The following is a 24,862-nucleotide window of genomic DNA, read 5'->3' as shown; positions in this document are numbered from 1 at the left end:
ATGTCTAAAAATGTATTGATTTTGCCGGGTGACGGCATCGGTCCTGAGATTGTTACAGAAGCGCGCCGCGTTTTGGAATTGGTTAACGAGCAAGACAATCTAGGTCTTGAGTTCAGCGAAGCTGACGTAGGTGGTGCTGCAATTGATGCTGCTGGTGTACCTCTGCCAGAAGCAACCCTAGAAGCTGCGAAAGCATCTGATGCGATTTTGTTGGGTGCTGTTGGTGGCCCTAAATGGGATACAAACCCTGATTTCCAGATTCGTCCAGAAAAAGGTCTGTTGGGTATCCGTTCTCAGCTAGAGCTATTTGGTAACTTGCGTCCTGCAATTCTTTATCCGCAGCTTGCTCACGCATCTACCTTAAAGCCAGAAGTAGTATCTGGTTTGGATATTTTGATCGTTCGTGAATTGACGGGTGGTATCTACTTCGGTCAACCACGTGGTATCCGTGAGAAAGAGGGTGGTGTTCGCGAAGGCTATAACACTTACGTTTACGATGAGAATGAGATCCGTCGTATTGGTCGTGTTGCATTTGAAGCGGCAATGGCGCGTGACAAGCGTCTATGTTCTGTAGATAAAGCTAACGTGCTAGAAGTAACGGTTCTATGGCGTGAAATCATGGATGATCTTGCAAAAGAATATCCGGACGTTGAACTAAGCCACATGTACGTAGATAACGCTGCGATGCAGTTGGTGCGTGCGCCTAAACAGTTTGATGTTGTAGTAACGGGGAACATGTTTGGCGATATCTTGTCTGATGCGGCAGCAATGTTGACGGGTTCTATCGGCATGTTGCCATCTGCATCTCTAGATGAAAATGGTAAAGGTATGTATGAACCGTGCCACGGTTCAGCGCCTGATATTGCAGGCCAAGGTCTTGCAAACCCATTGGCGACTATTTTGTCTGCTGCAATGATGCTGCGTTACTCTCTAGATGCGGGTGAAGCTGCAGATCGTATCGAAGCGGCAGTAAGTAAGGTTCTGGATCAGAATCTACGTACAGCTGACATCATGTCAGAAGGTATGACTAAAGTGTCTACTTCTGAGATGGGCGATGCTGTGGTTGCTGCTCTGCAATAAGTAATAGAAAAATAGTCGTAATCTACTGATGTCTCGGTAGATTACGATAGTCTCAAATGCAGAAATAATGCATAATTGAGCAACTCTGATGCGTTCGGAGTATACGAAAGCTGGTATCGATGGCGGTACCGGCTTTGTTGTTTATATTTGATTATTTGGTGAATTTAATGAAACGTGTAGGTTTTGTTGGCTGGCGTGGAATGGTGGGTTCCGTGCTTATGCAACGCATGATGGAAGAACGTGATTTCGATCATATCGAAGAACCGGTCTTCTTCACCACATCCCAGGTAGGTCAGGCTGGTCCAGATATTGGTAAAGACATTCCAGCGCTGAAAGATGCGACATCTATTGAAGAATTGAAGCAGATGGATGCCATTATTTCCTGTCAGGGCGGTGACTACACGAAACAGGTTTACGCGGATCTGCGTGGTGCTGGTTGGGAAGGTTACTGGATCGATGCTGCATCTTCTCTACGTATGGATGACAGTGCGATCATCGTGCTTGATCCAGTAAACATGAATGTGATCAAAGACGGTCTTTCTAACGGCATTAAAACTTTCGTAGGTGGTAACTGCACAGTTTCACTGATGTTGATGGGCTTGGGTGGTCTATTTAATGCGGGTCAGATCGAGTGGATGACCTCCATGACATACCAAGCTGCATCAGGTGGCGGTGCGCGTCACATGCGTGAGCTGATCTCTCAGATGGGTATCATCAAAGAGTCTGTTGCTACAGATCTTGCTAACCCAGCGTCTGCTATCTTGGATATTGATCGTCAAGTTGCAGAAACTATTCGTGGCGATGCGATGCCTGTCGATAACTTTGGTGTGCCGCTAGCGGGTTCTTTGATCCCTTGGATCGATACTAAGCTGGATAATGGTCAGAGCCGTGAAGAGTGGAAGGCGTTTGCTGAAACTAACAAAATTCTAGGTTTGGGTGATAGTCCAATCCCGATTGATGGCACATGTGTACGTATCGGTGCGATGCGTTGCCATAGCCAGGCATTCACGATTAAGCTGAAGCAAAATGTTCCAATGGATGAGATCGAGTCAATGCTGGCTGAAGCAAATGACTGGGTCAAGGTTATTCCTAACGAGCGTGATATTACTGCGCAGGAACTTACACCAGCTAAAATTACAGGCACATTGAATGTTCCTGTAGGTCGTCTTCGTAAGATGAATCTAGGTGATGAATACCTAAACGCGTTTAGCGTCGGTGACCAGTTATTATGGGGTGCGGCTGAACCGCTACGCCGCATGCTGAGAATTCTGTTAGAAGACTAATAAATCAGTCTTTAAGTAAGAATATCAACCAGCCCGACTTAGTTCGGGCTGGTTTGCTTTTGGGGAAAAGAAAATGAGTCAAGGTTTTAATGTTGCTGTTGTTGGCGCAACAGGCATGGTGGGTGAAGCAATTCTGGAAATTCTGGAACAACGTGAATTTCCTGTTGAAAATCTGTATTTGGTGGCAAGTGAGAATAGCGCCGGTAAGCAGATTCAGTTCAATGACAAAAATTATAAAGTCGAAGCGATAGAAGATTTTGATTTTTCACAGGCCCAGATAGCTTTCTTCACAGCAGGGGCAGCGGTTTCTGAAGAGTATGCGCAGATGGCTGCGGATCAGGGGTGTATCGTTATTGATAACACATCCTGCTTCCGCTACGACTATGATGTGCCGCTAGTAGTGCCAGAGGTAAATCCTGAAGCAGTTGCCGAATATCCAAATCGAGGGATTATTGCTAATCCTAATTGTTCCACAATTCAGATGCTTTTAGCGGTTGCTCCGATTCATCGTCACGCTTCCGTTAAGCGTATCAATGTTGCAACTTATCAGGCGGTATCTGGTAGCGGTAAGAGTGGTGTGGAGGAATTGGCAGGTCAGACAGCTAAGTTACTGAATGCACAAACACCAGAGAGCAAGGTTTATCCTAAGCAGATTGCGTTTAACGTGTTACCGCAGATCGATGCCTTGCAAGATAACGGCTATACCCGCGAAGAGATGAAAATGGTTTGGGAGACGCAGAAAATCCTTGGTGATGAAGGTGTCATGGTCAACCCAACTTGTGTTCGTGTACCTGTTTTCTTTGGTCATAGTGCTGCAGTGCATATCGAATGCTGGGATCCAATTAGTGCTGAAGAAGTGCGTGAGCTGTTGGGCCATTCCGCTGGTGTAGAGGTAGTTGATGATCAGGAAGAGGGTGGTTATGCGACCGCTGTAACTGATGCGGCTAAAAATGATGACGTGTTCATTAGTCGTATCCGTGAGGATATTTCCTGTGAAAATGCTATAAATTTATGGGTGGTTGCCGATAATGTGCGTAAAGGAGCTGCTCTAAATAGCATTCAAATAGCTGAGATTTTGATCCAACAGTATATTTAGATCGATTTTTTAAGAGGAAATACAAACAGTTGTTTGTATTTCCTTGACCCATAAGCGGTTTATAAACAATACTGTGGAAGGATTTCAGAATCGCAACCCTCTGAATTACTCAGAGTTTTGAGGGTAGGGGAACAAGGAAACTGATGATGTTGCGAAAACTCGCCGTCAGCCTTGCGGTAGCAGGGATTATAAGTGCCTCCAACGCTAATGCGCTGGGATTGGGCGAAATTAAAATTCACTCAGCATTGAATGAGCCGCTTAATGCGGAAATTCAGTTGTTAGAAGTGAGGAAGCTTGGCCCATTGCAGATTCAGCCAAGAATGGCGAATATTGACGAATTCGCTTTGGCTGGTTTAGAAAAATCTCGATTTCTAACCGATGTTAGCTTTCAGGTAAAAGTAAACCCTGATGGCTCCGGTCTTATTACAATGCGTTCGGATCGCCCTGTTAAGGAGCCTTTCCTGAATTTCTTGGTCGAGGTTAATTGGCCGAGTGGTCGACTTGTACGTGAATACACGCTATTACTTGATCCTCCTGTCTACGATCCAACTCCAGTTCGTAAAACTGTACAGCCTTCTACTACGGCGGTGACTCCTTCTTCGACTGTTCGGTCAAAACCGATGCAGAGCGCACCATCTCGTAATACAAGTGCAACGCAAGTTTACGTCGATTCAAAAGATACTTTATGGTCTATCGCTATCAAGCACAGACCTAGTACGAGTGTCTCTGCAAAGAAGATGATGATCGCTTTGCAGAAAAAGAATCCACATGCATTTGTAAATGGCAATATCAACGCGCTTAAAGCAGGTGTTGTACTTGATTTGCCTACTAGAGATGAAATTAATCGTCTGAATTCCAAAGATGCTGCACTTGAAGTGGTGCGTCAAACATCGGAATGGAAGAATAAAGGAAAGGCAGAGGCTGCCCCCGTAGATGCTTCTAAAAAGAAGCCGGTTACTAAAGCCGTAACCGAAGAGCCTAAACCTGCGCCAGAAGATGATAAGTCTGCTGAGCTTAAAATCGTCACACCAAAAGATTCGATTGAACCTGAAAAGGGTGCGATGACTGATCAGTCTGATAAGGCTGATGGTGATAAGCCAGAAGAAAAAGAAAAGGACATGCAGGGTGAATCTACTGAAACTAAGCCAGAAGGTGATGTGGATGTAGAGAAGCAAGAGTTAATCGCGCGTAATCAAGAGCTTGAAGACAGACTGAGTCAGTCCCTTGAGAATGTAGATAAGATTACCCGTGACAATGCAGAGCTAAATGAAAAGCTGGATTCAATTCAGTACGAATTAAGTAAACTGCGTGAAATGCTAGAGCTCAAAGATCAAGAGCTAGCCAAATTACAGAACAAAGTTGAAGCTGCTGAAAAGGCGGCTACTCCGCCACCTCCCCCGCCAGAAAAGAGTTTCCTAGATACTATCTTGCAGTCACCTACTATTCTTGGTGGCATTGGCGCTGCACTTATTGCACTACTGGGTGGTCTGTTCTTCTTCCTTCGTCGCGGCAAAAAAGATGAAGAAGCTACAGAAGAAGAAAATGCACTGGTTCAGGTTCCGGAAGATCTAGATACCACCGAAGAGGTTGAAACAGCGGAAGCGCCTGAAGAGGCGGTTGAGGCAGAAGCCGAATCAACTGAGGAAGTGGCAGAAGACATTGATGCAACTGAAGATCTTGATTTAGGTGCAGAAGATGATCTGTTAGATGATACTGATTTGGATTTAACTGATGCCGATGATCTGGAAGATTTAGACGATCTAGATCTAGACATGGACATGGATTTGGATCTTGAAGAAGATGCAACAGGTGATGTTCTTCAGGCAGTAGAAACTGATGATCCAGACGAGCTTGATGCGCTACTCGAAGATGATGAGTTTGACTTAGGCCTAGATGATGAAGTTGAAGAGGCTGAGGCAGAAGAAGAGCTTGAGTCAGATGAGCTTGATGCGATTCTGGAAGAGCCTTCAGGTCTAGATGAAACTGAAGATGAGCTGGAAGTTGCGGATGCTGATGAGCCTGATGCGTTAGATGATATCTTAGGTGAAGTCGAAGACGCTGAGTCTGAAATTGACGAGTCTGAGCTTGATGCAGCGCTAGAAACTGATTCAACTGACGGTGCTAATGATGGTGAGATCGATCTAGGTTTAGATGATACTGACCTCGACTTCGATCTAGATGAAGCCCCGGAAGAGATGGTTGAGGAAGCTTCTGAGGACGCAGTGGAAGAGATTTCAGATACTAATGAGTCAGATCTAGATTTTGTTGTTGATGAGGTTCCAGATCTTGTAACTGCTGAAGATGTTGCCGAGCTTGAAGCAGAAGGTCCTGAATTGGAAGCAGATCTAGCTGCTGATATGGAAGTAGATACGGTTCCTGAAGAGCTTGATGAGTCAGGTTTGGATGACCTGCTTGATTCTGTATCTGATGAAGATATTCAAGAATTAACTGATGCTGCTGACCAGACAGATTCTGAGCCAGAAATTGATGAACTTGATGATCTATTGGCTGAGGTAGAGGAAAAGCCGGCTGAAGAAGTTGTCGAAGAGACTCAGTCTGACGCTACAGATGATCTGGAAGCACTGTTGGCTGAAGATCTGGATATGGGCGACCTTGAGGAGCCTTCCGATGACCCTGCTGCAGAAGCTGCAGAAGAAGATGTGACTGATGAAGCGTTAGAGGCGATGCTTGCGGCGAATCCAGATCCAAGTGAAATGTCGCTTCCAGGTCAGTTAGAAACTCAAGACGAGTTAGATGAAGAATCACTTGAGTCTGATGAAGGCTTTGATGAGTTGCTTGCTCAGGTTGATGAAGATATAGATCAGGCGATGGCTGCTGATCTGGAAATGGAAGAAGTTGAATCTCCAGAATCAGATGATAACGAGTCTGATGAAGCATCTGATGATCTAGATGCAATGTTAGATGACTTGGGCTCGGATCTTGATCTGACTGATGTCGCTGCGGGAGCCGCTGTTGGCGGAGCAGCTGTAGCAACAGCTGCCGCTTCTTCTGATGATGAAGTGGTTCTGGAAGATGATGATTTAGAATCATCTATATCTGACGATTTAGAAGCAGATTTAGATTCTGAATTGGATGCACTACTTAATAGTGAAGAGGGTGATATAGTACTAGAAGAAAGTGCTGTAGAAGAAGAGGATGCCTCAGTGGATGAAGATTTTGACGAGCTGGCAGGATTAAACCTGTTAGAGGGAGCAGATGAAGTAGAGACTAAGCTTGATTTGGCTCGTGCCTATATGGATATGGAAGACCTCGAAGGCGCTAAAGATATTCTGGAAGAGATTGTTGCCGAAGGCACTGATGACCAGAAAAAAGAAGCGGAAGCGTTGATACAATCCATTAACGAAAAGTAGTATGTCAGAAAAAAGTTGTACTGAACTTAACAGTTCATCAGAAGGGGCGATTTCTATCGCCCCTTCTTATCGTTATGCCCTTTGTGTTGAATACTCTGGTGCCGCGTATCGTGGTTGGCAGATTCAGAAAGAGGGTGATGTTCCAAGTATTCAAGAGGAAGTGGAAAAAGCGCTTTCAAAAATTGCGAATGCACCTGTATCGGTTATCTGTGCAGGTAGAACTGATGCTCGGGTAAACGCAACCTATCAAATTATTCATTTTGATAGTCCTGTACAAAGAGAGGACCGTGCTTGGGTTTTAGGTACCAATACCAATCTTCCCGATGATATTGCTATCCAGTGGGCTGTGCCTGTCTCGGATGAGTTTCATGCACGTTTTTCTGCTGTTGAACGTCGATATCGATACCTTATCTACTGTAATCCGGTTAAGCCTGCCATTTTGCCAAAAGGTATTACCTGGACTTACAAACAGATGGATGTGGAGCGGATGCAGGAAGCCGCAAACTATCTTATTGGCGAGCATGACTTTACCTCCTATCGTGCGGTGGGCTGTCAGGCGCGCAGTCCGGTTCGTACAGTGAAGCAGCTAGATGTTTATCACAGTGGTCAACTGATTGTTCTAGATGTGCGAGCTAATGCGTTTTTACATCATATGATTCGAAATTTCGCCGGCGTATTGATGAGCGTTGGTTGCGGTGAGGCTGATCCTATATGGGCAAAAGAGGTTTTGGATGCTAAGGATCGTCGTCAGGGTGGTGTAACAGCACCTCCTTATGGTCTTTATTTCGTTGATGCTAAGTATCCTGATGAATTTGATCTGCCTAAATCGCAAATAGGGCCTTTTTTCCTTTCATAGTTGACTGACTTAGTGGCCTTCTATCTGCTACTATTTGCAACCTGATATTTTCTAAGTGAACTGTATCTGTGAACCGAACGCGCGTTAAAATTTGTGGTATTACTAATGTAGAGGATGCTTTAGCAGCAATTGCTGCTGGAGCCGATTCTCTTGGCTTTGTTTTTTATGCGCCGAGCCCTCGTGCTGTAGAGGTTGAACAAGCGGCAGAAATCATTGCAAAGCTTCCAGCGTTCGTCACAACAACAGCACTCTTTGTTAATGCAGAGCGAGAGTTTATTGATCGAGTTATCGAACAAACTCGTATAGATTTACTTCAATTTCATGGTGATGAAACTGAAGCGTTCTGTAGCAGTTTTAGCCGTCCGTATATAAAAGCTATTCGGATGAAGCCTGAACTGGATTTAACAGACACCGTAGAACAATTCACTTCAGCGCAGGCTATTCTTCTGGACGCTTATCGTCCGGGTGTTCCAGGTGGAACTGGTGAAGCCTTCGACTGGGATCGTATTCCAACACCTCACCCAGCGACAATTATCCTTGCTGGTGGTCTTAACTGTGACAACGTAGCCGAGGCTGTTAAAACTGTTAAACCATATGCAATAGACGTGAGCGGTGGGGTAGAGAAGAGTAAAGGTATCAAAGATACCGACAAAATTAATAGATTTATAAATGAGGTAACCCGTGCCAACTAATATCGATCTTAAAGCACTTGCTCAGTTGCCCGATAGTAAAGGCCACTTTGGCCCTTACGGTGGTCGTTTCGTATCTGAAACTCTAATGGCTGCGCTTAAGCAGCTAGAAGAAACTTATGAGAAGTTGTGGCGAGATCCAGCGTTCCAGGAAGAATTTGATCGTGATCTGGCACATTATGTTGGACGTCCTTCGCCTTTGTATCATGCGAAGCACCTATCAGAAAAAGTAGGTGGAGCTCAAATTTACCTGAAACGTGAAGACCTCAACCATACGGGTGCTCACAAGGTTAACAATACAATTGGTCAGGCGCTTCTGGCTAAATACACTGGCAAGCCGCGTGTAATCGCTGAAACTGGTGCTGGTCAGCATGGTGTTGCTACAGCAACGGTTGCTGCTCGTTTAGGCTTGGAATGTCAGGTTTATATGGGTGCTGAAGATGTGCAGCGTCAGGCACTTAACGTTTATCGTATGAAGCTTTTAGGCGCAGAGGTTATTGCGGTTGAATCGGGTACTCGTACGCTTAAAGATGCCATGAATGAAGCGATGCGTGATTGGGTAACCAACGTTGATAATACCTTCTACATCATCGGTACTGCAGCGGGTCCACACCCATACCCTAAGTTGGTTCGTGATTTCCAGTGTGTAATCGGTCGTGAAGCGCGTCAACAGTGCTTAGATCAGACTGGTCGTCTACCTGATGCACTTGTGGCATGTGTAGGTGGTGGTTCAAATGCAATTGGCCTATTTCACCCATTCATCGAAGATGCTGATGTTAAAATGTATGGTGTTGAAGCTGGCGGTTACGGCGTAGAAACGGGGCAGCATGCTGCGCCATTATCTGCAGGTAGCCCAGGTGTGCTTCATGGTAACCGTACATATTTGATGTCTGACGAAGGTGGTCAGATCATCGGTACTCACTCTGTATCAGCGGGCCTTGATTACCCAGGCGTTGGTCCGGAGCATGCCTACCTTAAAGATACTGGTCGTGCCACTTACGTTGATGCGACAGATGATGAAGCTATGGATGCTTTCCGTGCACTAACACGCGTTGAAGGTATTATGCCGGCAATTGAATCAAGCCACGCGGTTGCTTATGCAATGAAGCTGGCTAAAGAGATGGATAAGGATCAGACAATCGTGGTTAACTTGTCTGGTCGTGGTGATAAAGATATTCATACGGTCGCACAGATCGATGGCATCAATATCTGATTTGTGCGAGGAAAAATAGAATGAGTCGTATTGCTGCAAGCTTTGCAAAGCTTAAATCTGAAGGCCGCAAAGCCCTAATTCCTTATGTAACAGCAGGTGATCCTGCACCGGAAGTTACAGTAGGTTTACTACACGCTATGGTTGAAGCGGGTGCCGATGTTATCGAATTGGGTATCCCATTTTCAGATCCAATGGCAGATGGTCCAGTTATCCAGCTAGCTTGTGAGCGCGCGTTGACACATAACGTGCGTTTACTTGATGTGTTAGAAATGGTAGCTGAGTTCCGTCAGAAAGATAATGAAACGCCAATCGTTTTGATGGGTTATCTTAACCCGATCGAAATTCTGGGTTACCAGCGCTTTGCTGAAGAAGCGAAGAAAGCAGGTGTTGATGGTGTATTAACCGTTGATCTTCCGCCTGAAGAATCAGGTGAGTTCAATCAGATCATGCGTGAGCATGATATTGATACTATCTACCTTTTGGCGCCGACTACTGAAGAAGAGCGTATTAAATACGTTTGTGAGAACGGTAGTGGTTACCTGTACTACGTATCAGTGAAAGGGGTTACCGGCTCCGCTTCACTTGATGTTCAGGCTGTAGCTGACAGACTAGACATCGTTCGTAAATATACTGACATTCCATTAGGTGTAGGTTTCGGTATCAAAGATGCTGAATCAGCTACTGCAGTGTCAAAAGTTGCGGATGGTGTTATTGTCGGCAGTGTTTTAGTTAATAAGATTGCATCTCTAGTAAAAGATCAGGGCAAAATTGCTCCTGAAGTAGCTGCAATTATCAAAGATATGCGTCAAGCAATGGACAGCTAATAAGGTTTTGAAATAATGAGTAACTGGCTGGAAAAAATTGTTCCTTCTCTTGTTCGTTCAGAGAAAAAGCGCTCGAATATCCCTGAGGGCTTGTGGAAAAAGTGCCCTAAGTGTGAATCTGTTCTTTACCGCCCTGAGTTGGAAAAGAACCTGAATGTTTGTCCCAAGTGCGACCACCATATGCGTCTTAACGCGCGTCGTCGTCTTGAATTGTTCTTAGATGAAGATAACCGCCAAGAGCTGGCTACAGATGTAGAGCCTATCGATCGTCTGAAGTTTAAAGACTCTAAGAAATATAAAGACCGTTTAAGTGCGGCTCAGAAAAGTACCGGCGAAAAAGATGCATTGATCGCTATGCGCGGTGAGCTAGAAGGTTTGCCTGTTGTAGCCGTTGCATTTGAATTCAGCTTCATGGGTGGTTCTATGGGTGCTGTTGTAGGTGAGCGCTTTGTTCGCGCTGCAAACATCGCTCTAGAAGAGAATATCCCACTGATCTGTTTCTCTGCATCGGGTGGTGCGCGTATGCAGGAAGCGTTGTTCTCTCTATTCCAGATGGCGAAAACAAGTGCGATCCTAGAAAAACTACGTCTACAAGGTACACCATATATCTCTGTTCTGACAGACCCTGTATATGGTGGTGTATCTGCATCTCTAGCGATGTTGGGTGACTTGAATATCGCTGAACCTAAAGCGCTTATGGGCTTTGCGGGACCTCGTGTAATCGAACAAACAGTTCGTGAAAAATTGCCTGAAGGTTTCCAGCGCAGTGAGTTCTTACTAGAGCACGGTCAGGTTGATATGATCATTAACCGTGGTGAAATGCGCTCTCGTTTGTCTCGCATCTTGCGTAAGCTAACCAATCAAAGCCCGCTACCACCTGTAGAAACAGTTGAGGGTGAGGTTGTTGTTGAGGAAGAGCCTGCGAAACCTGAAGCAGAGTAATTGCTCAAGGTAGTAAAAATGGCCGACGTGAAAACGCCGGCCTTTTTGGTTTCTGGTGATTGTTAAAAGTTGTTGGTCTTATGAATACCGCTAATCAAAAAATGAATCTTTCTGAATGGTTGTCTTGGATGGAGCAATGCCATCCGTCTGAAATCGAGCTAGGTTTAGGCCGTGTCAGTCAAGTCGCAGAAAAGCTAAAAATTGATCTGTCTGCATCAACCGTTGTCACTGTTGCAGGTACAAACGGAAAAGGTTCAACGATTAGTTACTTGAACAGCATCTACCAACAGGCAGGATACAGTGTTGGCTGCTACACATCTCCTCATTTTATCGACTATAACGAGCGAGTTAAGTTAAACGGCCAAAATTCGACGGACCAACAGTTGTGCGACGCCTTTGAAAAAATTGACCAAGCGCGCGGTCAGATACCACTGACTTATTTCGAGTTTGGCACTCTAGCTGCCTTAGTTATTTTTTCTGAAACGAAACCGGATCTGGTTCTGCTGGAAGTAGGCTTGGGTGGCCGTTTAGATGCAGTAAACATTATTGATGCGGACATTAGTGCGGTCACTACCGTCTCGATTGACCATGTCGATTGGTTAGGTGATAACCGCGAAGTGATTGGTCGTGAGAAATCGGGCATTTTCCGCGCTGCTAAACCTGCAATCTGCGGTGATCTGAATCCTCCAAAGTCAGTTGCCATTTATGCTGATGAGATTGGTGCCGATCTACATCAAGCAGGTGTTGATTTCAGCTATGAAGAAAACGGCGAGCTGTGGTGCTGGCAAGGAAAGGATGCTCAAGGCCAGACCAAATCGATTAACGACCTTAAACAACCAGAGTTGCCAATTCAAAATGCTGCTACTGCCATTAAAATTGTTCAATATATTCCATTAGCAATTTCGGATGAACAGATTAAAGTAGGTATTCAGCAAGCAGCGCTAACAGGTCGTATGCAGCATGTAGAACAAGACAATCTGCATTATTGGCTAGATGTAGCCCATAACCCTGAAGCAGCAGAGCTTCTAAACGCTCGTATCCAAGGATTATCGGGCAATGTTTATCTTGTTTTAGGCATGTTAGCGGATAAAGATTGTCAGCAAGTTATAGATACACTAGCTCCAGTAGTGAAAGCTACCTATCTTTCTGACATCAATGTTCCGCGAGGGCAAAAGGCCGCAGAGTTAGCTGAACTATTCCCAAGTGAAGCTTTGGTTCAGAAATTTTCATCAGTTAAAGCGGCAATTGATGCGGTTCGAATAGACACTAACCCAAATGACAATGTTATTATTGCGGGATCATTCTTTACCGTCAGTGATGCGTTGACGATTTTGGCAAGGAAATAGCTAATGCAGCAGAAAGTAAAATACCGCTTAGTAGGGTTTGCAGTGATTCTTATCTCTGCTGCGGTGATCTTTCCTGTTTTTTTTGATGGTGCAGGCTATAAAGAGCGTCACCTTCAGTCCGAAATTCCTCCAGGTCCTGAGCGTCCAGAAATTGTACGTATAGAACCACAAAATAAACCGCTGCCAGATACCTCTAAACCAGCTGAACCTAAACAACCAGTTGAATTACCTCAACCACCTAAACAGGTGAAACAGGTCATCGAAAAGATTGAAAAAGAACAAAAGGTTGAGCTGGAAATTCATAAAGATCAGCCTGTACTTGACCAAGAAGGTGTTCCAGTGGCTTGGACGCTGCAGCTTGCTAGTTTTAAAGATGAAGCTAATGCTAAGAGCTTGCGTAAGCAACTAATCGGTGAAGGGCACAAAGTCTTTACTCGTAAACAGGGTGAATTGATTAAGGTTTATGTAGGGCCTGAATTCCAAAAGAGCCGATTAGAGTCGCTTAAACTGACACTGAAAAAAGATTTCGGATTGAATGGCATTATTGTTCGTTTTACTACGCAATAATAAAGCGTGAAGCGATCCTATAAACTCTGTTAAAATGCGCGCAATTTCTTACTGAGCTGTAAAGATGAACTGGGCTGACTGGACCATACTAAGCATCATTGCGATATCAAGCCTTATGAGCTTAAGGCGAGGCTTTGTTCGAGAAGCACTTTCCCTGATTACATGGGTAACGGCTTTTATCGTTGCGCGCTTATTTTCACAGTCACTATCAGTTCTGTTAGAAGCATATATTCAAACGCCGTCAGTACGTTTAGTCGCTGCGTTTGCTATCCTCTTTATAGCCACTCTCGTTGTTGGAGTCATGATCAATAAACTGATCGCTGCGCTCGTAGAAGCAACGGGGTTGTCTGCAACAGACCGCATTCTTGGAATTGGGTTTGGTGCAGCACGGGGGGGGTTAATTATCGTGGCTATAGTCGCGCTTATTGGAATGAGCCCAGCGGTTGAAGATCGCTGGTTTAAGGAATCGCAATTGATTCCACACTTTGTACTTATGGAAGCATGGACCAAAGAGACAGCGAGCGAAGTGGGTCGCTTGATCTGGAATGCGGGAAGCTAAATTTTTCTTTTGTTAGTTTGCACTTTGAGGTGAGTTTTAATGTGCGGCATTGTTGGCATCGTAGCCAAATCTAATGTAAACCAGACTATTTTTGATGCTCTGACTGTTCTACAACATCGTGGACAGGATGCAGCGGGCATGGTTACTTGTGAAGGTAATCGTTTCTTCTTACGCAAGGATAATGGCCTGGTAAACGAAGTATTTCGTACCCGCCATATGAAACGTCTGGTAGGTAACGTGGGCATCGGTCACGTTCGTTACCCTACGGCCGGTAGTTCTAGCTCGGCTGAAGCGCAGCCGTTCTATGTGAACTCTCCATACGGTATCGCGTTAGCCCATAACGGCAACCTGACAAATGCAGAAGATGTAGCTGAACAAATGTTCCGTGCTGATCTGCGTCACATTAATACAACATCTGATTCAGAAGTGTTGTTGAACGTATTTGCTCATGAGCTTCAACGTCAGGGCAAACTGCAGCCGCAAGCTGAAGATATGTTTGAAGCGGTTCGCCGTGTTCACGAGCGATGCAAAGGTGGTTATGCCGCCGTAGCAATGATTACTGGTTACGGCATGTTGGCGTTCCGTGATCCTCACGGCATTCGCCCGCTGACTTACGGTAAGCGCGAAACTGAAGAAGGTACTGAGTACATGGTAGCTTCTGAAAGTGTTGCACTAGATATTTCTGGTTTCGAGCGAGTTCGTGATATCGAGCCAGGCGAAGCGATTTACATCGATATGGAAGGCAACGTTTCCACCAAGCTTTGTGCGGATAACACGCAGCTTGCGCCGTGCCTATTCGAATACGTATACCTGGCGCGTCCAGATTCGATCATCGATGATGTAAACGTACATATTTCTCGTATGCGTATGGGTAAGAAGCTTGCGGAGAAGGTTTTACGTGAGCGCCCAGACCACGATATTGATGTGATTATCCCAATCCCAGATACAAGCCGTACCTCTGCTATGGAGATGGCTAAAGATTTGGGTGTTACGTTCCGGGAAGGTTTTATCAAAAACCGTTACATCGGTCGTACTTTCATCATGCCAGGTCAGACACAGCGTAAGAAGTCAGTTCGCCGTAAGCTGAACCCAATTGGTATGGAATTTAAAGATAAAGTTGTCATGTTGGTTGATGACTCTATCGTGCGTGGTACCACCTCTAGCCAGATAGTTCAGATGGCTCGTGATGCTGGTGCTAAGAAAGTTTACTTTGCATCTGCTGCACCAGCGGTTAAATACCCGAACGTTTACGGTATTGATATGCCAGCAGCGGAAGAGCTTATCGCTCATGGCCGTACAGATGATGAAGTGGGTGAAGAGATCGGTTGTGACTGGATGATCTATCAAGAGCTAGATGATCTTAAAGCATCTGTATCTGAAGGTAACCCAGAAATTACGGCGTTCGATACTTGTGTATTTGATGGTAAATACGTAGCGGGTGATATTGATGAGCAGTATCTTGAGCGCTTAAAAGCTGCCCGTAATGACGACGCTAAAGGCAGTAATAATAAAAAGGTTGAGAGTAATGAATCCTCTAACCTTTGTAGCAAGATCGATTAAGGAGCAATAGTCGATGTCTATTTCTGATTACGAACGCGCTGAGCGTATCCAGTTCGAGCCTTCAGAAGGTTACGACCTGGAAACACTTGCTTTGCGTTCAGGTCAACACCGTTCCCTAGAAGGGGAGCACAGTGACCCAATCTACCCGACATCAAGCTATGTCTTCTCAAGTGCGCGTGAAGCGGCTGCACGTTTTGGTGGTGAAGAGGAGGGTAACATCTACTCTCGCTTCACTAACCCAACTGTACAGTTTTTTGAAGAGCGTATCGCAGCACTAGAAGGCGGAGAAAGAGCAGTCGCAACAGCTTCTGGCATGGCGGCAATTCTTAGTACCTGCCTATCATTAATGCAAAATGGCGATCATGTAGTTTGTTCGCGCAGTGTATTTGGTTCGACTGTATCTCTGTTTGATAAGTACCTTACACGTACAGGCATCAAAGTTTCTTATGTCGACCCAACTAATCTTGATAGCTGGGAATCTGCTATTACAGAAGAAACTAAGATGCTGTTCTTGGAGACGCCGTCTAATCCGTTGTCTGAACTAACAGACGTTGCAGCTGTTGCCGAGATCGCACATAAGTACGATGCATTGTTGGTCGTTGATAACTGCTTCTGCACACCGATGCTTCAGCAGCCATTGAAGCAAGGTGCAGACATCATTATTCACTCGGCGACTAAGTACCTTGATGGCCAAGGTCGTTGTGTCGGTGGTGTGGTCGTCGGCAGTGACAAGCACATGGAAGAGGTGTTTGGCTTTATCCGTACTGGCGGTGCTTGCTTGAGCCCGTTCAATGCTTGGGTTTTCCTAAAAGGCTTAGAGACCCTTAAGTTACGTATGGATGCTCACTGCAACAACGCTATGGAGATGGCAAAATGGCTAGAAGAGCAAGACGGTATTGACCGTGTCTTCTACTCAGGCCTTCCAAGCCATCCGCAGCACGAGCTAGCTAAGAAGCAGCAAAAAGGTTTTGGTGGTGTGCTTTCCTTCGAAGTGAAAGGTGGTAAAGACGCAGCGTGGCGCTTTATTGATGCAACTAAGATGGTATCTATCACAGGTAACCTAGGTGATGTGAAAACAACAATCACACACCCAGCGACCACGACTCACGGTCGTATGACGCCAGAAGCACGTGCTGAAGCTGGCATCAAAGACAACTTAGTTCGTCTCTCTGTAGGTATCGAATCGATCGAAGATCTTAAAGCAGATATGCTTAGAGGTCTGGCAGCAGTTTAATCGTTGCAGTTAAGATCTAAAAAAAAGCGGCTCTCGGGCCGTTTTTTTGTGCTTCAAATAAAGAGTCTAAATGCTTTTCTGACTCAAATTAATATCACCAATCTCCACATCTTTAGAGAGTGACATAATCATTTCTATCGAGGTGATGATATCCGAGATTGGAATAGGGGCTTGATCCGCCATGCGGCCCTCTTCTATATCCGTTAGCACCTCTTCAGTACCGACATTTCCTAGGTTTATCACAGTAAAACCTATGTTTTCTTGTCTCAGTGCTTTACGTAGGCTTTGTATGGCGCCGCGAAGGCCGAACTTGCTTGCAGCATAAGCGACTTGCTCTGATCCAATATTTTCTAAACCTGAGATAGCGCCTAGGTAGATGGCTCTAGGGTTAGAAGAGCATGCTAGATTAGGAGCGAGAGTTTTGGTGAGCTCGATGGGTGCAACAAGATTAACTTGCATGATCTTCTGCGTTTCTTCGTATTTAGTTTTTTTAAAGTCAAAGTTTTCGCTAAAGCCTTCATCTTCCCAAATACCGCTGGAGTAGATCAAGGTGTCTATAGATCGCTCACCAAGGTGATCGGCGATCATTTGTATCCCTTCTGGTGCAGATAGATCTGCAGAAATCCATTCGCAGTTTTTGGATGGGCTGCGAGATACACCTATAACGTTGTGGTCAGCGTCAGAAAAATATCTTGTTAGCTCTTCACCAATACCTCGGCTGCTACCAACAATCAAAATTGTCTTCATCAAATTACACTCCATTTAAGGTTATAGGGTATCTCGATTTCCGCTCGGTTTTATAACGGTTTCACTTTGATATAAACATTCATTTCGACAAAGCCGTCTTTCCTCGTATCGTTTAGATAGTGAGCAATAGGTGCTAAGTCGTCTGGTTCAAAACCGCTGTTAGGGAGCCAATGGGAGTAGAGCTCCATATAGAAATTACTTACCTTATCACCGTCGCCTTTGTAATAAGCCGATGCATATTTACCGGACGGTATAGTTGTTACTTCAAATGGCTCACTTACCGGGGTGTCGTCTTCAATCTGAACACAAGCATCGTAACGGCAATGCTCGGTCGGTGTGATCATCGGGTTATCATGGCAGATAGCAAAGCGTTGGCTTTCAAAATTTGGCAATTTGATTCTCTTTGCCCAGTTATCCAGTCTATCCCAAGTTTCAAAAATGGCGGGGACGTCATAACCCTTAGGAGCAGTCAGATAAGCGATGCGTTTAGCTTTAAGTTCTTCAATAGTTACTCGCATGAGTATTTCCTCTAATTTGTCAGGATCAAACTTCACTTGGTCAGTGACAAATTGAGAGTACAGATCGCTTGGATTGAATACTTTTCCATACTTGCTAGTTAGTTTTCCAATCTTGCTATCTTTTATTTCGCTTGTGTCCCTTATTTGGCTAGGGGTGATGCCGAAGTAATTTTTAAATGCTTTTGAAAAGTTAGCGCTAGAAGAGTAACCGCCGGCGTTGGCTACTTCGGTAATGCTCATTTCTTTGTGGCAAATTAGTCGATTAGCAGAGGCTTCCATCCTTTTGCGGATGATAAAGTCATTAACGGTTTCACCTGTGAGGGCGTGAAATATACGGTGGAAATGAAAAGGGGAGAAGCAGCTAACTTGAGCAATCTTATCTAAATTTAATTGCTGCTCTAGGTTTGAGCAAATGTATGTGGTTGCTAGATTTATTCGGCGTAAATACTCTTTGTTCGCCTGATTCTTATTCATGTTTACTTTTCACTAATACCACTTGTTGCTTAGTTTCTACGTACCCTAGTTCTTGATAAAACTTGTGGGCCGATTTACGAATCGAATTGGCCCTAATTCGAATGCTATCCACTTGGTGCGACAACCAATGTTCAGCTGTTTTAACTAATCCTTTGCCTAAGCCATATCCACGGTGTTTATTATCAACAACGAGGCTTACGATTTCACCTTGAGCGCCTTCAGCTAATCGAATATCAATAATGGCAGAGATACAGCCTACAACAACGCCATTTAGCTCAGCGATAAAAACCTCTCCGCCGGCCTTATGAACTGCTTTGATATTCGTAAGTAGAGATTGTTCCGAGTGGGTATAACCTAATTGCTTCATTAGAGCGATTAAGGTCTGAAGGTCCTTTTCTTGGTATGTTCGATAGATAGGTTCCATCAATTGACTATATCACAGCTTTTCAAAGGTCAGTCAGCAGAGCAAACCATCAATCAGGCAAAAATTCACCTTCGGTTAGGTACTCGGCGCCATTGGCTTTCAAAACGCTACTTTTAAGTTGGAAGGCACTAACCTCCATGTTCGCAGAGAAGCCTAACCCCTTATGGCTGACCTGGCTAACCACTTGAGGTGTTAATTTTTTGCTGCGCCCCAACGTGATATGAGGCATGTATTTTCGTTGTTCTAGTTCTATGCCAAGCCCTCTAACTTTGTGGCTTAGTGACTTTTGTAAACGCTTTAAGGGCTCAGATTCTTCTACGCCTAACCAGATAATTCCCGATTTGAAATAGCCTATCTTCTGTAGACAAAGTTCAAAAGGTTCAAAACTGGTTTCAGACACCGCTTCAATTATCTCTTCTAGATATTGATGGGGCTGATCGCCGATAAACACTAAGGTGATATGCAGTTGATGACTCACGGTCCAGCGAACTTGTTCGAGTTCAGGGCAATAGAGTTCGGTAATTCGATCCTGAAGATCTTCAGGCAGATCGATAGCTAGGAATAGGCGCATAGCGAAAACTAAAATACAAAACAAATAGTTATTTTTATCTTAGTAAATCATAGGTGGGCTTGGAAGGATTGTTACAAAACTTGATAAAGCGACTCTCAAAATCATCTAGTCATTTTTATCGCTTCCGTAGCAGCTTATAATAGCCGTCCTTTTCATTCCTAAAGATAGCCTGCTTTGAAAATTGTTTTAGCCCCGATGGAGGGCGTCGTTGATTACACTATGCGCGATCTGTTAACACAGGTCGGTGGTATAGATCACTGTGTTACAGAGTTCTTGCGTGTTAGTGATCGTGTTTTGCCCGCTAAAGTGTTCCGACGTTTATGTCCTGAGTTACATAATGGCGGGAAAACGCCTTCAGGTACGCCCGTTATTCTTCAGTTGCTTGGGAGTGATCCAAGTGTCCTAGCCGGTAACGCACGTAAAGGCGCTAAGCTTGGTGCGCCTGGGATCGATCTGAATTTTGGTTGTCCAGCCAAAACGGTGAACCGCAGTAAAGGCGGAGCAGTGCTATTGGACACACCGGAGCTTGTCCATGAGATCGTAAAGGCAGTAAGGCAAGCTGTTCCTGCAGAAACCCCTGTATCGGCAAAGATGCGTTTGGGTAATAAAGATAAATCCTTGGCTATGGAAAATGCCCACGCAATTGCTGAAGGGGGCGCCGATAGTTTAGCGGTTCATGCCAGAACAAAACTCGAAGGTTACAAGCCTCCAGCTCACTGGGAATGGATTGCGAGAATTCGAGAGGCAGTCGATCTTCCTGTGGTTGCCAATGGTGAGGTATGGAACTGGCAGGATTTTCAGCGCTGTCACGAAGTCAGTGGTTGCGACACGATTATGATAGGTCGTGGCCTTATTGCTAAGCCTGATTTGGCCAAGGTTATAAAATATCACCTTGCTGATGAAGAGGTGAGCAGTTATAACTGGTCTCAGGTTGTGCCGTTTATTGAGGCGTATTTAAACCGTATCGAGCGGGATATAGCGCCTAAATATGTGCACGGCCGCATAAAACAGTGGCTAAGTCATTTGCAACGCGAGTACCAAGAAGCAGAAGTGCTTTTTCAGAAAGTTAAAAAAATAAAGGAACCTTCTGAACTCAGACTTGCCCTACAAGACTGATACGTCACAAGTGGATCAATGGAGAGATAAAAATGGCTTCTTGGCTAAGTCCTGCTTCTAAACTAATGGGTAGTCTCAAATACCCAGCAAAGTTCAGTCTAGTCAGTGTGTTATTTCTAATACCACTTGTGCTGACAGTAACCTTTTACTGGCAAGAGTTGAGCCGTAGTATCGACTTGACCAAAGAGGAGCTCAGAGGGATAGAGATTATCCGCTTAACCGAGCCTCTAGTGCTCAATATCGGTCAACATCGAGGCCTTACCAATGCGTTGCTCAATGGTAATTCGGGTGTTGAATCCAAAGTATTGGATCGTCGTAGCAAGGTCGATCAAGCCCTTACCGAACTGAAGTCTGGTGCTAATGATGTTAGTTCTGATACTAAAGCGATGATCTCTTCGTTAGAAAAACAGTGGGGCAGTATCAAATCCAATATTGGTCAATCTGAACCCGCTGAGATTTTTGAATTACATAACGAGTTCGCAGCATCAGTCAGAAGATTTAATGAAGTGATCCTTCGGGAATATGCTTTAGAGCTAGATCCTCACTCTGATACCACTTTTATGATCGATAATGTCGCTATCTTCTTGCCACAGATTATCGATGAAACAGGTCAATTGCGTGGTAAAGCATCAGGTGTTGCCGCTAAAGGTGGTTTTACACCTGATAGCTATATCTATATCAACAACCTAATCGGTCGTTTAGAAAAAACCTACCCAGAGCTAGCTAACGGCGAAACGATGCCTGAATTGGAGTCGATGCGCTCAGAAATTATCGCAGCTGAAAAAGCGGTAGGTAGTTACATCGCTTATATTCAGCAGAATGTAACTGAGCCGGATAGTATCGCTGTTAATTCGAATGAGGTATTTGGCGAAGGTACAACTGCGATTAAACAGGTATTGAATCTGTATAAAATGATGTTGCCTGCTTTGTATGAAAAACAGCAGGAATATCTTTCAAAACAGGTGAACAGTCGTAACCTCGTATTGGCAGTTATCGCTGTGACTGTGTTGCTCGCGATCTACCTGTTTATGGGCTTCTATCGCTCAACTATTGCAACCATGGATCGATTCCAGCAGGTGTCAGGCAAACTAGCCTCAGGTGATCTATCAGCTCGTCTTGAACATTGTGGTAAAGATGAGATGTCTGCTATCTCTGAAGGTTTGAATAAGGTTGCCGAAGGTTTTGAGTCTCTAGTGAGAGAAACTAAAAGTGCAACTACCTTAGTAACCAACAGCTCTTCACGACTTTCTGCTGAATCTTCTCAGACACGAGATGGTGTGGCGCGCCAGAAAGAGGAAACCTCGCATATTGCTGATGGGGTTGGAGAGTTAGCTAGCAGCGCTTCAGAAATCGCCATGAATACTAGTCAGGCATCCAGCACTGCTCAAGAAGTTAATGAAATGGCATCTGAAGGTTTGCTCGTTGTTCAGAAGACAACATCATCTTTTAATGAACTCGCTTCTGATGTTTCTAAAACCAGTGCTGTGATCAGTGAACTGGATCAAGATGTAAAAAATATTCATGCTGTATCCAGTGTTATCAGTGATATCGCAGATCAGACTAACCTACTGGCTTTGAACGCGGCTATTGAAGCTGCGCGAGCGGGTGAGCAGGGCAGAGGGTTTGCCGTCGTAGCCGATGAGGTAAGAACCTTAGCTCAGCGTACACAGGATTCTACTGGCGAGATCCGTGAGACTCTGCAAAAGCTTGCAAGTTGTGCTCAGCGCGCAGTAGAGCTGATGGAGCATACTAGCAGTTCAGTTTCAGAAAATGTCTCTGAAATGGCTCGTGCGAGTGAAGTTTTGCAACAGATCGATAACTCTTTGTCTGAAGTGAATCAGATGAATTCAGGTATCGCTGCAGCAGCAGAACAGCAAAGTGGCCTTGTAAATCATCTGCATGAGAGTTTAGCTGCAATCTCAGCAAGTGCTGATACATCGGAAGGAGCGGCTAGAAATACCTCTGCATTAGCAGATGATATGGCTAATTCGGCTTCTCACCTTGAGAGCACACTGTCTAAATTTCGCGTAAGTTAATAAGACATAACCTAAAAATAGCCCGCTTTTAAGCGGGCTATTTTTGTATAAGTTAAGTAAAAATTAGCGAAACGCTATTGTTAGAAAAATCATTCTATTAAGGATAATCGGATGAAAGCGATCTCAATCATTAAATACCTTTTCAGCCTGATTGGCTTAGGTCTTTTGGTACTAGCGTTTGTGTTATTCACAAATACTAAGAGCTTTTTGGAAACCGCTGTTACTGCTGAAGGAACAGTTATCGAGCTAAGAGCCTCTAGAAGCAGTGATTCTCTTACGTATCATCCAGTCGTCTCATTTGTTACTAATGAAGGTCAGCAAGTGACATTTTCCTCGAGCGCTGGGAGTAACCCTCCTAGCTATTCGCAAGGTGAGGTTGTTGAAGTCCTCTACCAAGCTAATTCGCCGCAAGACGCTAAGATTAATGGCTTTTTCACCCTCTGGGGTGGGGCAACCATTGTGGCTGGCCTTGGCGCTGTTTTCTTCATTGTTGGCATACTTATTCTGATATTTAGCGGTATGAAAGGCAGAAAACGTGATTACCTGAAAACTCAGGGTGTACCTATTAAAGCTCAGATTCATACACTAGATCGTAACACCTGTATGGAAACGGATGGTGTAAGCCCGTTTGTGATTAGTTTGCAGTGGCACAATCCAGAAGATAACAAGATCTATCTGTTTAGAAGTGATGATATCTGGTTTGATCCGACTGAATATGTTGTGACTGATGAACTCACTGTTTATATCGACCGCAACAATCCTACTAAGTACCACGTTGATCTCTCATTTCTTCCGGAAGTTGCCTAACTTTATAACGTGTCACTTAAGTGTCATGAAAGTGGTTTATAAATTAATTGAGCAGGCAGTGACATTGTCTGCTCCAATCAGTGAGTGGTAGCACAATGAACCTCTATGACTTGTCAGGCTCGGGACCAGAATCAGAAAAGTTCGACCCGTTACTCTCTACTGATCAGTTTCGCATTGAACGTATTATCTCTCATGCCCACGCAACCCCCGAAGGGGAATGGTACGACCAAGCTTGGGATGAATGGGTAATCGTTATCTCTGGAAGCGCGGGGCTTCGTACTGCAAATCCAGATCAAGAATTTACCCTCAATGCAGGAGACAGTTACTGTTTCCCTGCACATCAACGACACCGTGTTGAATGGACTGACTCTAATCAACCAACGATATGGCTCGCTGTTCACTACAATGAATCTAAGGAGGCTGAATCATGACAGCTAAAATTAGCTTTGTTCAGAGCGATATTACCCAATTGAACGTTGATGCGATTGTTAATGCTGCGAACAACAGTTTGTTGGGTGGTGGCGGTGTAGACGGTGCTATTCATACTGCAGCTGGACCCGATCTGTTAGCTGAATGTCGCACACTGAATGGCTGTGATACGGGCAAAGCGGAAATTACCCAAGGTTATCGCCTTCCTGCTCAACACGTTATTCATACGGTAGGGCCGGTTTGGCGGGGTGGTGATCATGGTGAGTCAGCACAGTTGGAAGCTTGCTATCGTAACTCGATGGCTTTAGCCAACGAAAACCATATCAAAACAATCGTATTTCCGGCGATCAGTTGTGGTGTTTATGGCTATCCATTGGAGCAGGCTGCAGAGATTGCGTTATTCACGGTTAAGAATGAATTGAAAAAAGAGACAAGCGTAGAAGAGGTTGTCTTTTGCTTGTTCAGTGATGAACTGCTTTCGGTATATCAAAAGGCCTCAGCTAAACTTCCTGAAGCCATTAAAAAAGGAGGCAACATGGCCTCCTTTTTTGTACTAGAACACAGTTAGCATTAGTGTTCGATCTGAATCTGACGCGGCTTCATCGCTTCAGGGATTTCATGAATCAGATCAACATGAAGCAAACCGTTTTCCATAGACGCTTTAGTCACTTTTACATGATCAGCTAGCTGGAAACGTCTTTCAAAATTACGCGCTGCTATACCTTGGTAAAGGTATTGGCGATCTTGAGTTTGTTCTTTCTTCTGACCCGTAATCGTCAGAGTGCCGCTTTCACTTTGAATATCTAATTCGTCTTTTTCAAAGCCTGCCACAGCCATGGTAATACGGTAATTATTTTCTCCAAGTAGTTCGATGTTGTATGGAGGAAATGAAGGCTGGTTGTCATTGCGGTTAGCGTTATCTAGCATGTTAGCTAGACGGTCAAAACCAATGGCAGAACGGTATAGTGGAGATAGATCGAATTCACGCATCTGTATATCCTCATCAAGCAATATATCTAAATTTAAAAGTCTGGCCCCTCTCTTGAGCGAGCCGTTAACCGACCTCTTTTGAGCCTCGGTTAACTATTTAGATAATGTCACTTGATGAGAATTCAAGCGT

Annotated in this window: 24 protein-coding genes; 19 read left to right on the top strand and 5 right to left on the bottom strand. The window is 44.6% G+C overall.

Annotation, left to right across the window (positions count from 1 at the left end; translation table 11 throughout):
• The 14 genes from leuB (at window position 1) to ACMXYN_RS10655 (ending at window position 16,620) form a co-directional block, all read left to right on the top strand.
• Complete coding sequence (leuB, locus tag ACMXYN_RS10720) at window positions 1-1,080, top strand: 3-isopropylmalate dehydrogenase (RefSeq protein ID WP_415891813.1); 1,080 nt, start codon at window positions 1-3, stop codon at window positions 1,078-1,080.
• 167 nt (window positions 1,081-1,247) lie between these two features.
• On the top strand, window positions 1,248-2,363 hold the full coding sequence (asd, locus tag ACMXYN_RS10715) for an aspartate-semialdehyde dehydrogenase (protein WP_415891812.1): 1,116 nt from the start codon (window positions 1,248-1,250) through the stop codon (window positions 2,361-2,363).
• Between the two features lie 73 nt (window positions 2,364-2,436).
• Complete coding sequence (locus tag ACMXYN_RS10710; RefSeq protein WP_415891811.1) at window positions 2,437-3,459, top strand: aspartate-semialdehyde dehydrogenase; 1,023 nt, start codon at window positions 2,437-2,439, stop codon at window positions 3,457-3,459.
• 143 nt (window positions 3,460-3,602) lie between these two features.
• Window positions 3,603-6,830, top strand: a complete 3,228-nt coding sequence (locus ACMXYN_RS10705; RefSeq protein ID WP_415891810.1) for a FimV/HubP family polar landmark protein — start codon at window positions 3,603-3,605, stop codon at window positions 6,828-6,830.
• Window position 6,831: 1 nt separating this feature from the next.
• Complete coding sequence (truA, locus tag ACMXYN_RS10700) at window positions 6,832-7,686, top strand: tRNA pseudouridine(38-40) synthase TruA (RefSeq protein WP_415891809.1); 855 nt, start codon at window positions 6,832-6,834, stop codon at window positions 7,684-7,686.
• 68 nt (window positions 7,687-7,754) lie between these two features.
• Complete coding sequence (locus ACMXYN_RS10695) at window positions 7,755-8,378, top strand: phosphoribosylanthranilate isomerase (RefSeq protein WP_415891808.1); 624 nt, start codon at window positions 7,755-7,757, stop codon at window positions 8,376-8,378.
• Window positions 8,368-9,588 (top strand): tryptophan synthase subunit beta, encoded by a 1,221-nt coding sequence (trpB, locus tag ACMXYN_RS10690; protein WP_415891807.1) that lies wholly within the window; start codon window positions 8,368-8,370, stop codon window positions 9,586-9,588. Before ACMXYN_RS10695 ends, trpB begins: the two co-directional genes overlap by 11 nt.
• Window positions 9,589-9,608: 20 nt before the next feature.
• On the top strand, window positions 9,609-10,412 hold the full coding sequence (gene trpA / locus ACMXYN_RS10685) for a tryptophan synthase subunit alpha (RefSeq protein ID WP_415891806.1): 804 nt from the start codon (window positions 9,609-9,611) through the stop codon (window positions 10,410-10,412).
• Window positions 10,413-10,427: 15 nt separating this feature from the next.
• Window positions 10,428-11,354 (top strand): acetyl-CoA carboxylase, carboxyltransferase subunit beta, encoded by a 927-nt coding sequence (accD, locus tag ACMXYN_RS10680; RefSeq protein WP_415891805.1) that lies wholly within the window; start codon window positions 10,428-10,430, stop codon window positions 11,352-11,354.
• 80 nt (window positions 11,355-11,434) lie between these two features.
• Entirely contained in the window at window positions 11,435-12,700 is a 1,266-nt protein-coding gene (gene folC / locus ACMXYN_RS10675; RefSeq protein WP_415891804.1) for a bifunctional tetrahydrofolate synthase/dihydrofolate synthase, read from the top strand.
• 3 nt (window positions 12,701-12,703) lie between these two features.
• Entirely contained in the window at window positions 12,704-13,267 is a 564-nt protein-coding gene (locus tag ACMXYN_RS10670; RefSeq protein WP_415891803.1) for an SPOR domain-containing protein, read from the top strand.
• A 64-nt stretch (window positions 13,268-13,331) separates the two neighbouring features.
• Window positions 13,332-13,826, top strand: coding sequence for a CvpA family protein (locus tag ACMXYN_RS10665; protein ID WP_415891802.1), 495 nt, complete (start codon window positions 13,332-13,334; stop codon window positions 13,824-13,826).
• Window positions 13,827-13,865: 39 nt separating this feature from the next.
• Complete coding sequence (gene purF, locus ACMXYN_RS10660) at window positions 13,866-15,386, top strand: amidophosphoribosyltransferase (RefSeq protein ID WP_415891801.1); 1,521 nt, start codon at window positions 13,866-13,868, stop codon at window positions 15,384-15,386.
• 13 nt (window positions 15,387-15,399) lie between these two features.
• A complete protein-coding gene (locus tag ACMXYN_RS10655; RefSeq protein ID WP_415891800.1) occupies window positions 15,400-16,620 on the top strand; it encodes an O-succinylhomoserine sulfhydrylase in 1,221 nt (406 codons plus the stop codon).
• A gap of 66 nt (window positions 16,621-16,686) precedes the next feature.
• On the opposite strand, the gene ACMXYN_RS10650 is transcribed toward ACMXYN_RS10655, so the two are convergent.
• From ACMXYN_RS10650 to thpR, 4 genes are read right to left on the bottom strand one after another with little or no spacing between them, the layout of a single operon-like run.
• Window positions 16,687-17,367 (bottom strand): SDR family NAD(P)-dependent oxidoreductase, encoded by a 681-nt coding sequence (locus ACMXYN_RS10650; RefSeq protein WP_415891799.1) that lies wholly within the window; start codon window positions 17,365-17,367, stop codon window positions 16,687-16,689.
• A gap of 50 nt (window positions 17,368-17,417) precedes the next feature.
• Window positions 17,418-18,359 (bottom strand): AraC family transcriptional regulator, encoded by a 942-nt coding sequence (locus tag ACMXYN_RS10645; protein WP_415891798.1) that lies wholly within the window; start codon window positions 18,357-18,359, stop codon window positions 17,418-17,420.
• The gene (locus tag ACMXYN_RS10640; protein ID WP_415881570.1) at window positions 18,352-18,783 is read right to left on the bottom strand and encodes a GNAT family N-acetyltransferase; all 432 of its coding nucleotides are present in this window, start codon (window positions 18,781-18,783) and stop codon (window positions 18,352-18,354) included. Before ACMXYN_RS10640 ends, ACMXYN_RS10645 begins: the two co-directional genes overlap by 8 nt.
• 49 nt (window positions 18,784-18,832) lie before the next feature.
• On the bottom strand, window positions 18,833-19,354 hold the full coding sequence (thpR, locus tag ACMXYN_RS10635; RefSeq protein WP_415891797.1) for an RNA 2',3'-cyclic phosphodiesterase: 522 nt from the start codon (window positions 19,352-19,354) through the stop codon (window positions 18,833-18,835).
• A 174-nt stretch (window positions 19,355-19,528) separates the two neighbouring features.
• On the opposite strand from thpR, the gene ACMXYN_RS10630 reads away from it, so the two are divergent.
• From ACMXYN_RS10630 to ACMXYN_RS10610, 5 genes are all read left to right on the top strand, one after another.
• Window positions 19,529-20,470 carry a tRNA-dihydrouridine synthase gene (locus tag ACMXYN_RS10630; RefSeq protein ID WP_415891796.1) on the top strand — a complete coding sequence of 314 codons (942 nt, stop codon included), beginning with the start codon at window positions 19,529-19,531 and terminating at the stop codon, window positions 20,468-20,470.
• Between the two features lie 32 nt (window positions 20,471-20,502).
• On the top strand, window positions 20,503-22,506 hold the full coding sequence (locus tag ACMXYN_RS10625) for a methyl-accepting chemotaxis protein (RefSeq protein ID WP_415891795.1): 2,004 nt from the start codon (window positions 20,503-20,505) through the stop codon (window positions 22,504-22,506).
• 111 nt (window positions 22,507-22,617) lie between these two features.
• Entirely contained in the window at window positions 22,618-23,313 is a 696-nt protein-coding gene (locus ACMXYN_RS10620; protein ID WP_415891794.1) for a DUF3592 domain-containing protein, read from the top strand.
• A gap of 95 nt (window positions 23,314-23,408) precedes the next feature.
• The gene (locus ACMXYN_RS10615; protein ID WP_415891793.1) at window positions 23,409-23,744 is read left to right on the top strand and encodes a cupin domain-containing protein; all 336 of its coding nucleotides are present in this window, start codon (window positions 23,409-23,411) and stop codon (window positions 23,742-23,744) included.
• Window positions 23,741-24,310 carry an O-acetyl-ADP-ribose deacetylase gene (locus ACMXYN_RS10610; RefSeq protein WP_415891792.1) on the top strand — a complete coding sequence of 190 codons (570 nt, stop codon included), beginning with the start codon at window positions 23,741-23,743 and terminating at the stop codon, window positions 24,308-24,310. The genes ACMXYN_RS10615 and ACMXYN_RS10610 overlap by 4 nt, the downstream gene beginning before the upstream one ends.
• A 2-nt stretch (window positions 24,311-24,312) precedes the next feature.
• Here ACMXYN_RS10610 and ACMXYN_RS10605 read toward each other — a convergent pair whose 3' ends face one another.
• Window positions 24,313-24,732: an Hsp20 family protein gene (locus ACMXYN_RS10605; RefSeq protein WP_415881564.1), complete on the bottom strand. Its 420-nt coding sequence runs from the start codon at window positions 24,730-24,732 to the stop codon at window positions 24,313-24,315.
• Window positions 24,733-24,862 lie beyond the last annotated feature (130 nt).

It is taken from the genome of Neptuniibacter sp. PT8_73, assembly GCF_047778045.1.
In the GTDB taxonomy this organism is placed as follows: Bacteria; Pseudomonadota; Gammaproteobacteria; order Pseudomonadales; family Balneatricaceae; genus Neptuniibacter.
The sequence above is the reverse complement of the archived record's forward strand: the minus strand, read 5'-3'. Positions and strand labels throughout refer to the sequence as shown.

What these genes read in the sequence shown, in the direction of transcription:
- ACMXYN_RS10710 (WP_415891811.1), top strand. Translation starts at nt 2,437, where the DNA reads ATGAGTCAAGGTTTTAATGTTGCTGTTGTTGGCGCAACAGGCATGGTG.
- accD (WP_415891805.1), top strand. Translation starts at nt 10,428, where the DNA reads ATGAGTAACTGGCTGGAAAAAATTGTTCCTTCTCTTGTTCGTTCAGAG.
- ACMXYN_RS10620 (WP_415891794.1), top strand. Translation starts at nt 22,618, where the DNA reads ATGAAAGCGATCTCAATCATTAAATACCTTTTCAGCCTGATTGGCTTA.
- folC (WP_415891804.1), top strand. Translation starts at nt 11,435, where the DNA reads ATGAATACCGCTAATCAAAAAATGAATCTTTCTGAATGGTTGTCTTGG.
- ACMXYN_RS10670 (WP_415891803.1), top strand. Translation starts at nt 12,704, where the DNA reads ATGCAGCAGAAAGTAAAATACCGCTTAGTAGGGTTTGCAGTGATTCTT.
- trpA (WP_415891806.1), top strand. Translation starts at nt 9,609, where the DNA reads ATGAGTCGTATTGCTGCAAGCTTTGCAAAGCTTAAATCTGAAGGCCGC.
- thpR (WP_415891797.1), bottom strand. Translation starts at nt 19,354, where the DNA reads ATGCGCCTATTCCTAGCTATCGATCTGCCTGAAGATCTTCAGGATCGA.
- ACMXYN_RS10640 (WP_415881570.1), bottom strand. Translation starts at nt 18,783, where the DNA reads ATGGAACCTATCTATCGAACATACCAAGAAAAGGACCTTCAGACCTTA.
- ACMXYN_RS10650 (WP_415891799.1), bottom strand. Translation starts at nt 17,367, where the DNA reads ATGAAGACAATTTTGATTGTTGGTAGCAGCCGAGGTATTGGTGAAGAG.
- ACMXYN_RS10605 (WP_415881564.1), bottom strand. Translation starts at nt 24,732, where the DNA reads ATGCGTGAATTCGATCTATCTCCACTATACCGTTCTGCCATTGGTTTT.
- ACMXYN_RS10610 (WP_415891792.1), top strand. Translation starts at nt 23,741, where the DNA reads ATGACAGCTAAAATTAGCTTTGTTCAGAGCGATATTACCCAATTGAAC.
- ACMXYN_RS10705 (WP_415891810.1), top strand. Translation starts at nt 3,603, where the DNA reads ATGATGTTGCGAAAACTCGCCGTCAGCCTTGCGGTAGCAGGGATTATA.
- purF (WP_415891801.1), top strand. Translation starts at nt 13,866, where the DNA reads ATGTGCGGCATTGTTGGCATCGTAGCCAAATCTAATGTAAACCAGACT.
- ACMXYN_RS10645 (WP_415891798.1), bottom strand. Translation starts at nt 18,359, where the DNA reads ATGAATAAGAATCAGGCGAACAAAGAGTATTTACGCCGAATAAATCTA.
- ACMXYN_RS10625 (WP_415891795.1), top strand. Translation starts at nt 20,503, where the DNA reads ATGGCTTCTTGGCTAAGTCCTGCTTCTAAACTAATGGGTAGTCTCAAA.
- leuB (WP_415891813.1), top strand. Translation starts at nt 1, where the DNA reads ATGTCTAAAAATGTATTGATTTTGCCGGGTGACGGCATCGGTCCTGAG.
- ACMXYN_RS10655 (WP_415891800.1), top strand. Translation starts at nt 15,400, where the DNA reads ATGTCTATTTCTGATTACGAACGCGCTGAGCGTATCCAGTTCGAGCCT.
- truA (WP_415891809.1), top strand. Translation starts at nt 6,832, where the DNA reads ATGTCAGAAAAAAGTTGTACTGAACTTAACAGTTCATCAGAAGGGGCG.
- asd (WP_415891812.1), top strand. Translation starts at nt 1,248, where the DNA reads ATGAAACGTGTAGGTTTTGTTGGCTGGCGTGGAATGGTGGGTTCCGTG.
- ACMXYN_RS10615 (WP_415891793.1), top strand. Translation starts at nt 23,409, where the DNA reads ATGAACCTCTATGACTTGTCAGGCTCGGGACCAGAATCAGAAAAGTTC.
- ACMXYN_RS10665 (WP_415891802.1), top strand. Translation starts at nt 13,332, where the DNA reads ATGAACTGGGCTGACTGGACCATACTAAGCATCATTGCGATATCAAGC.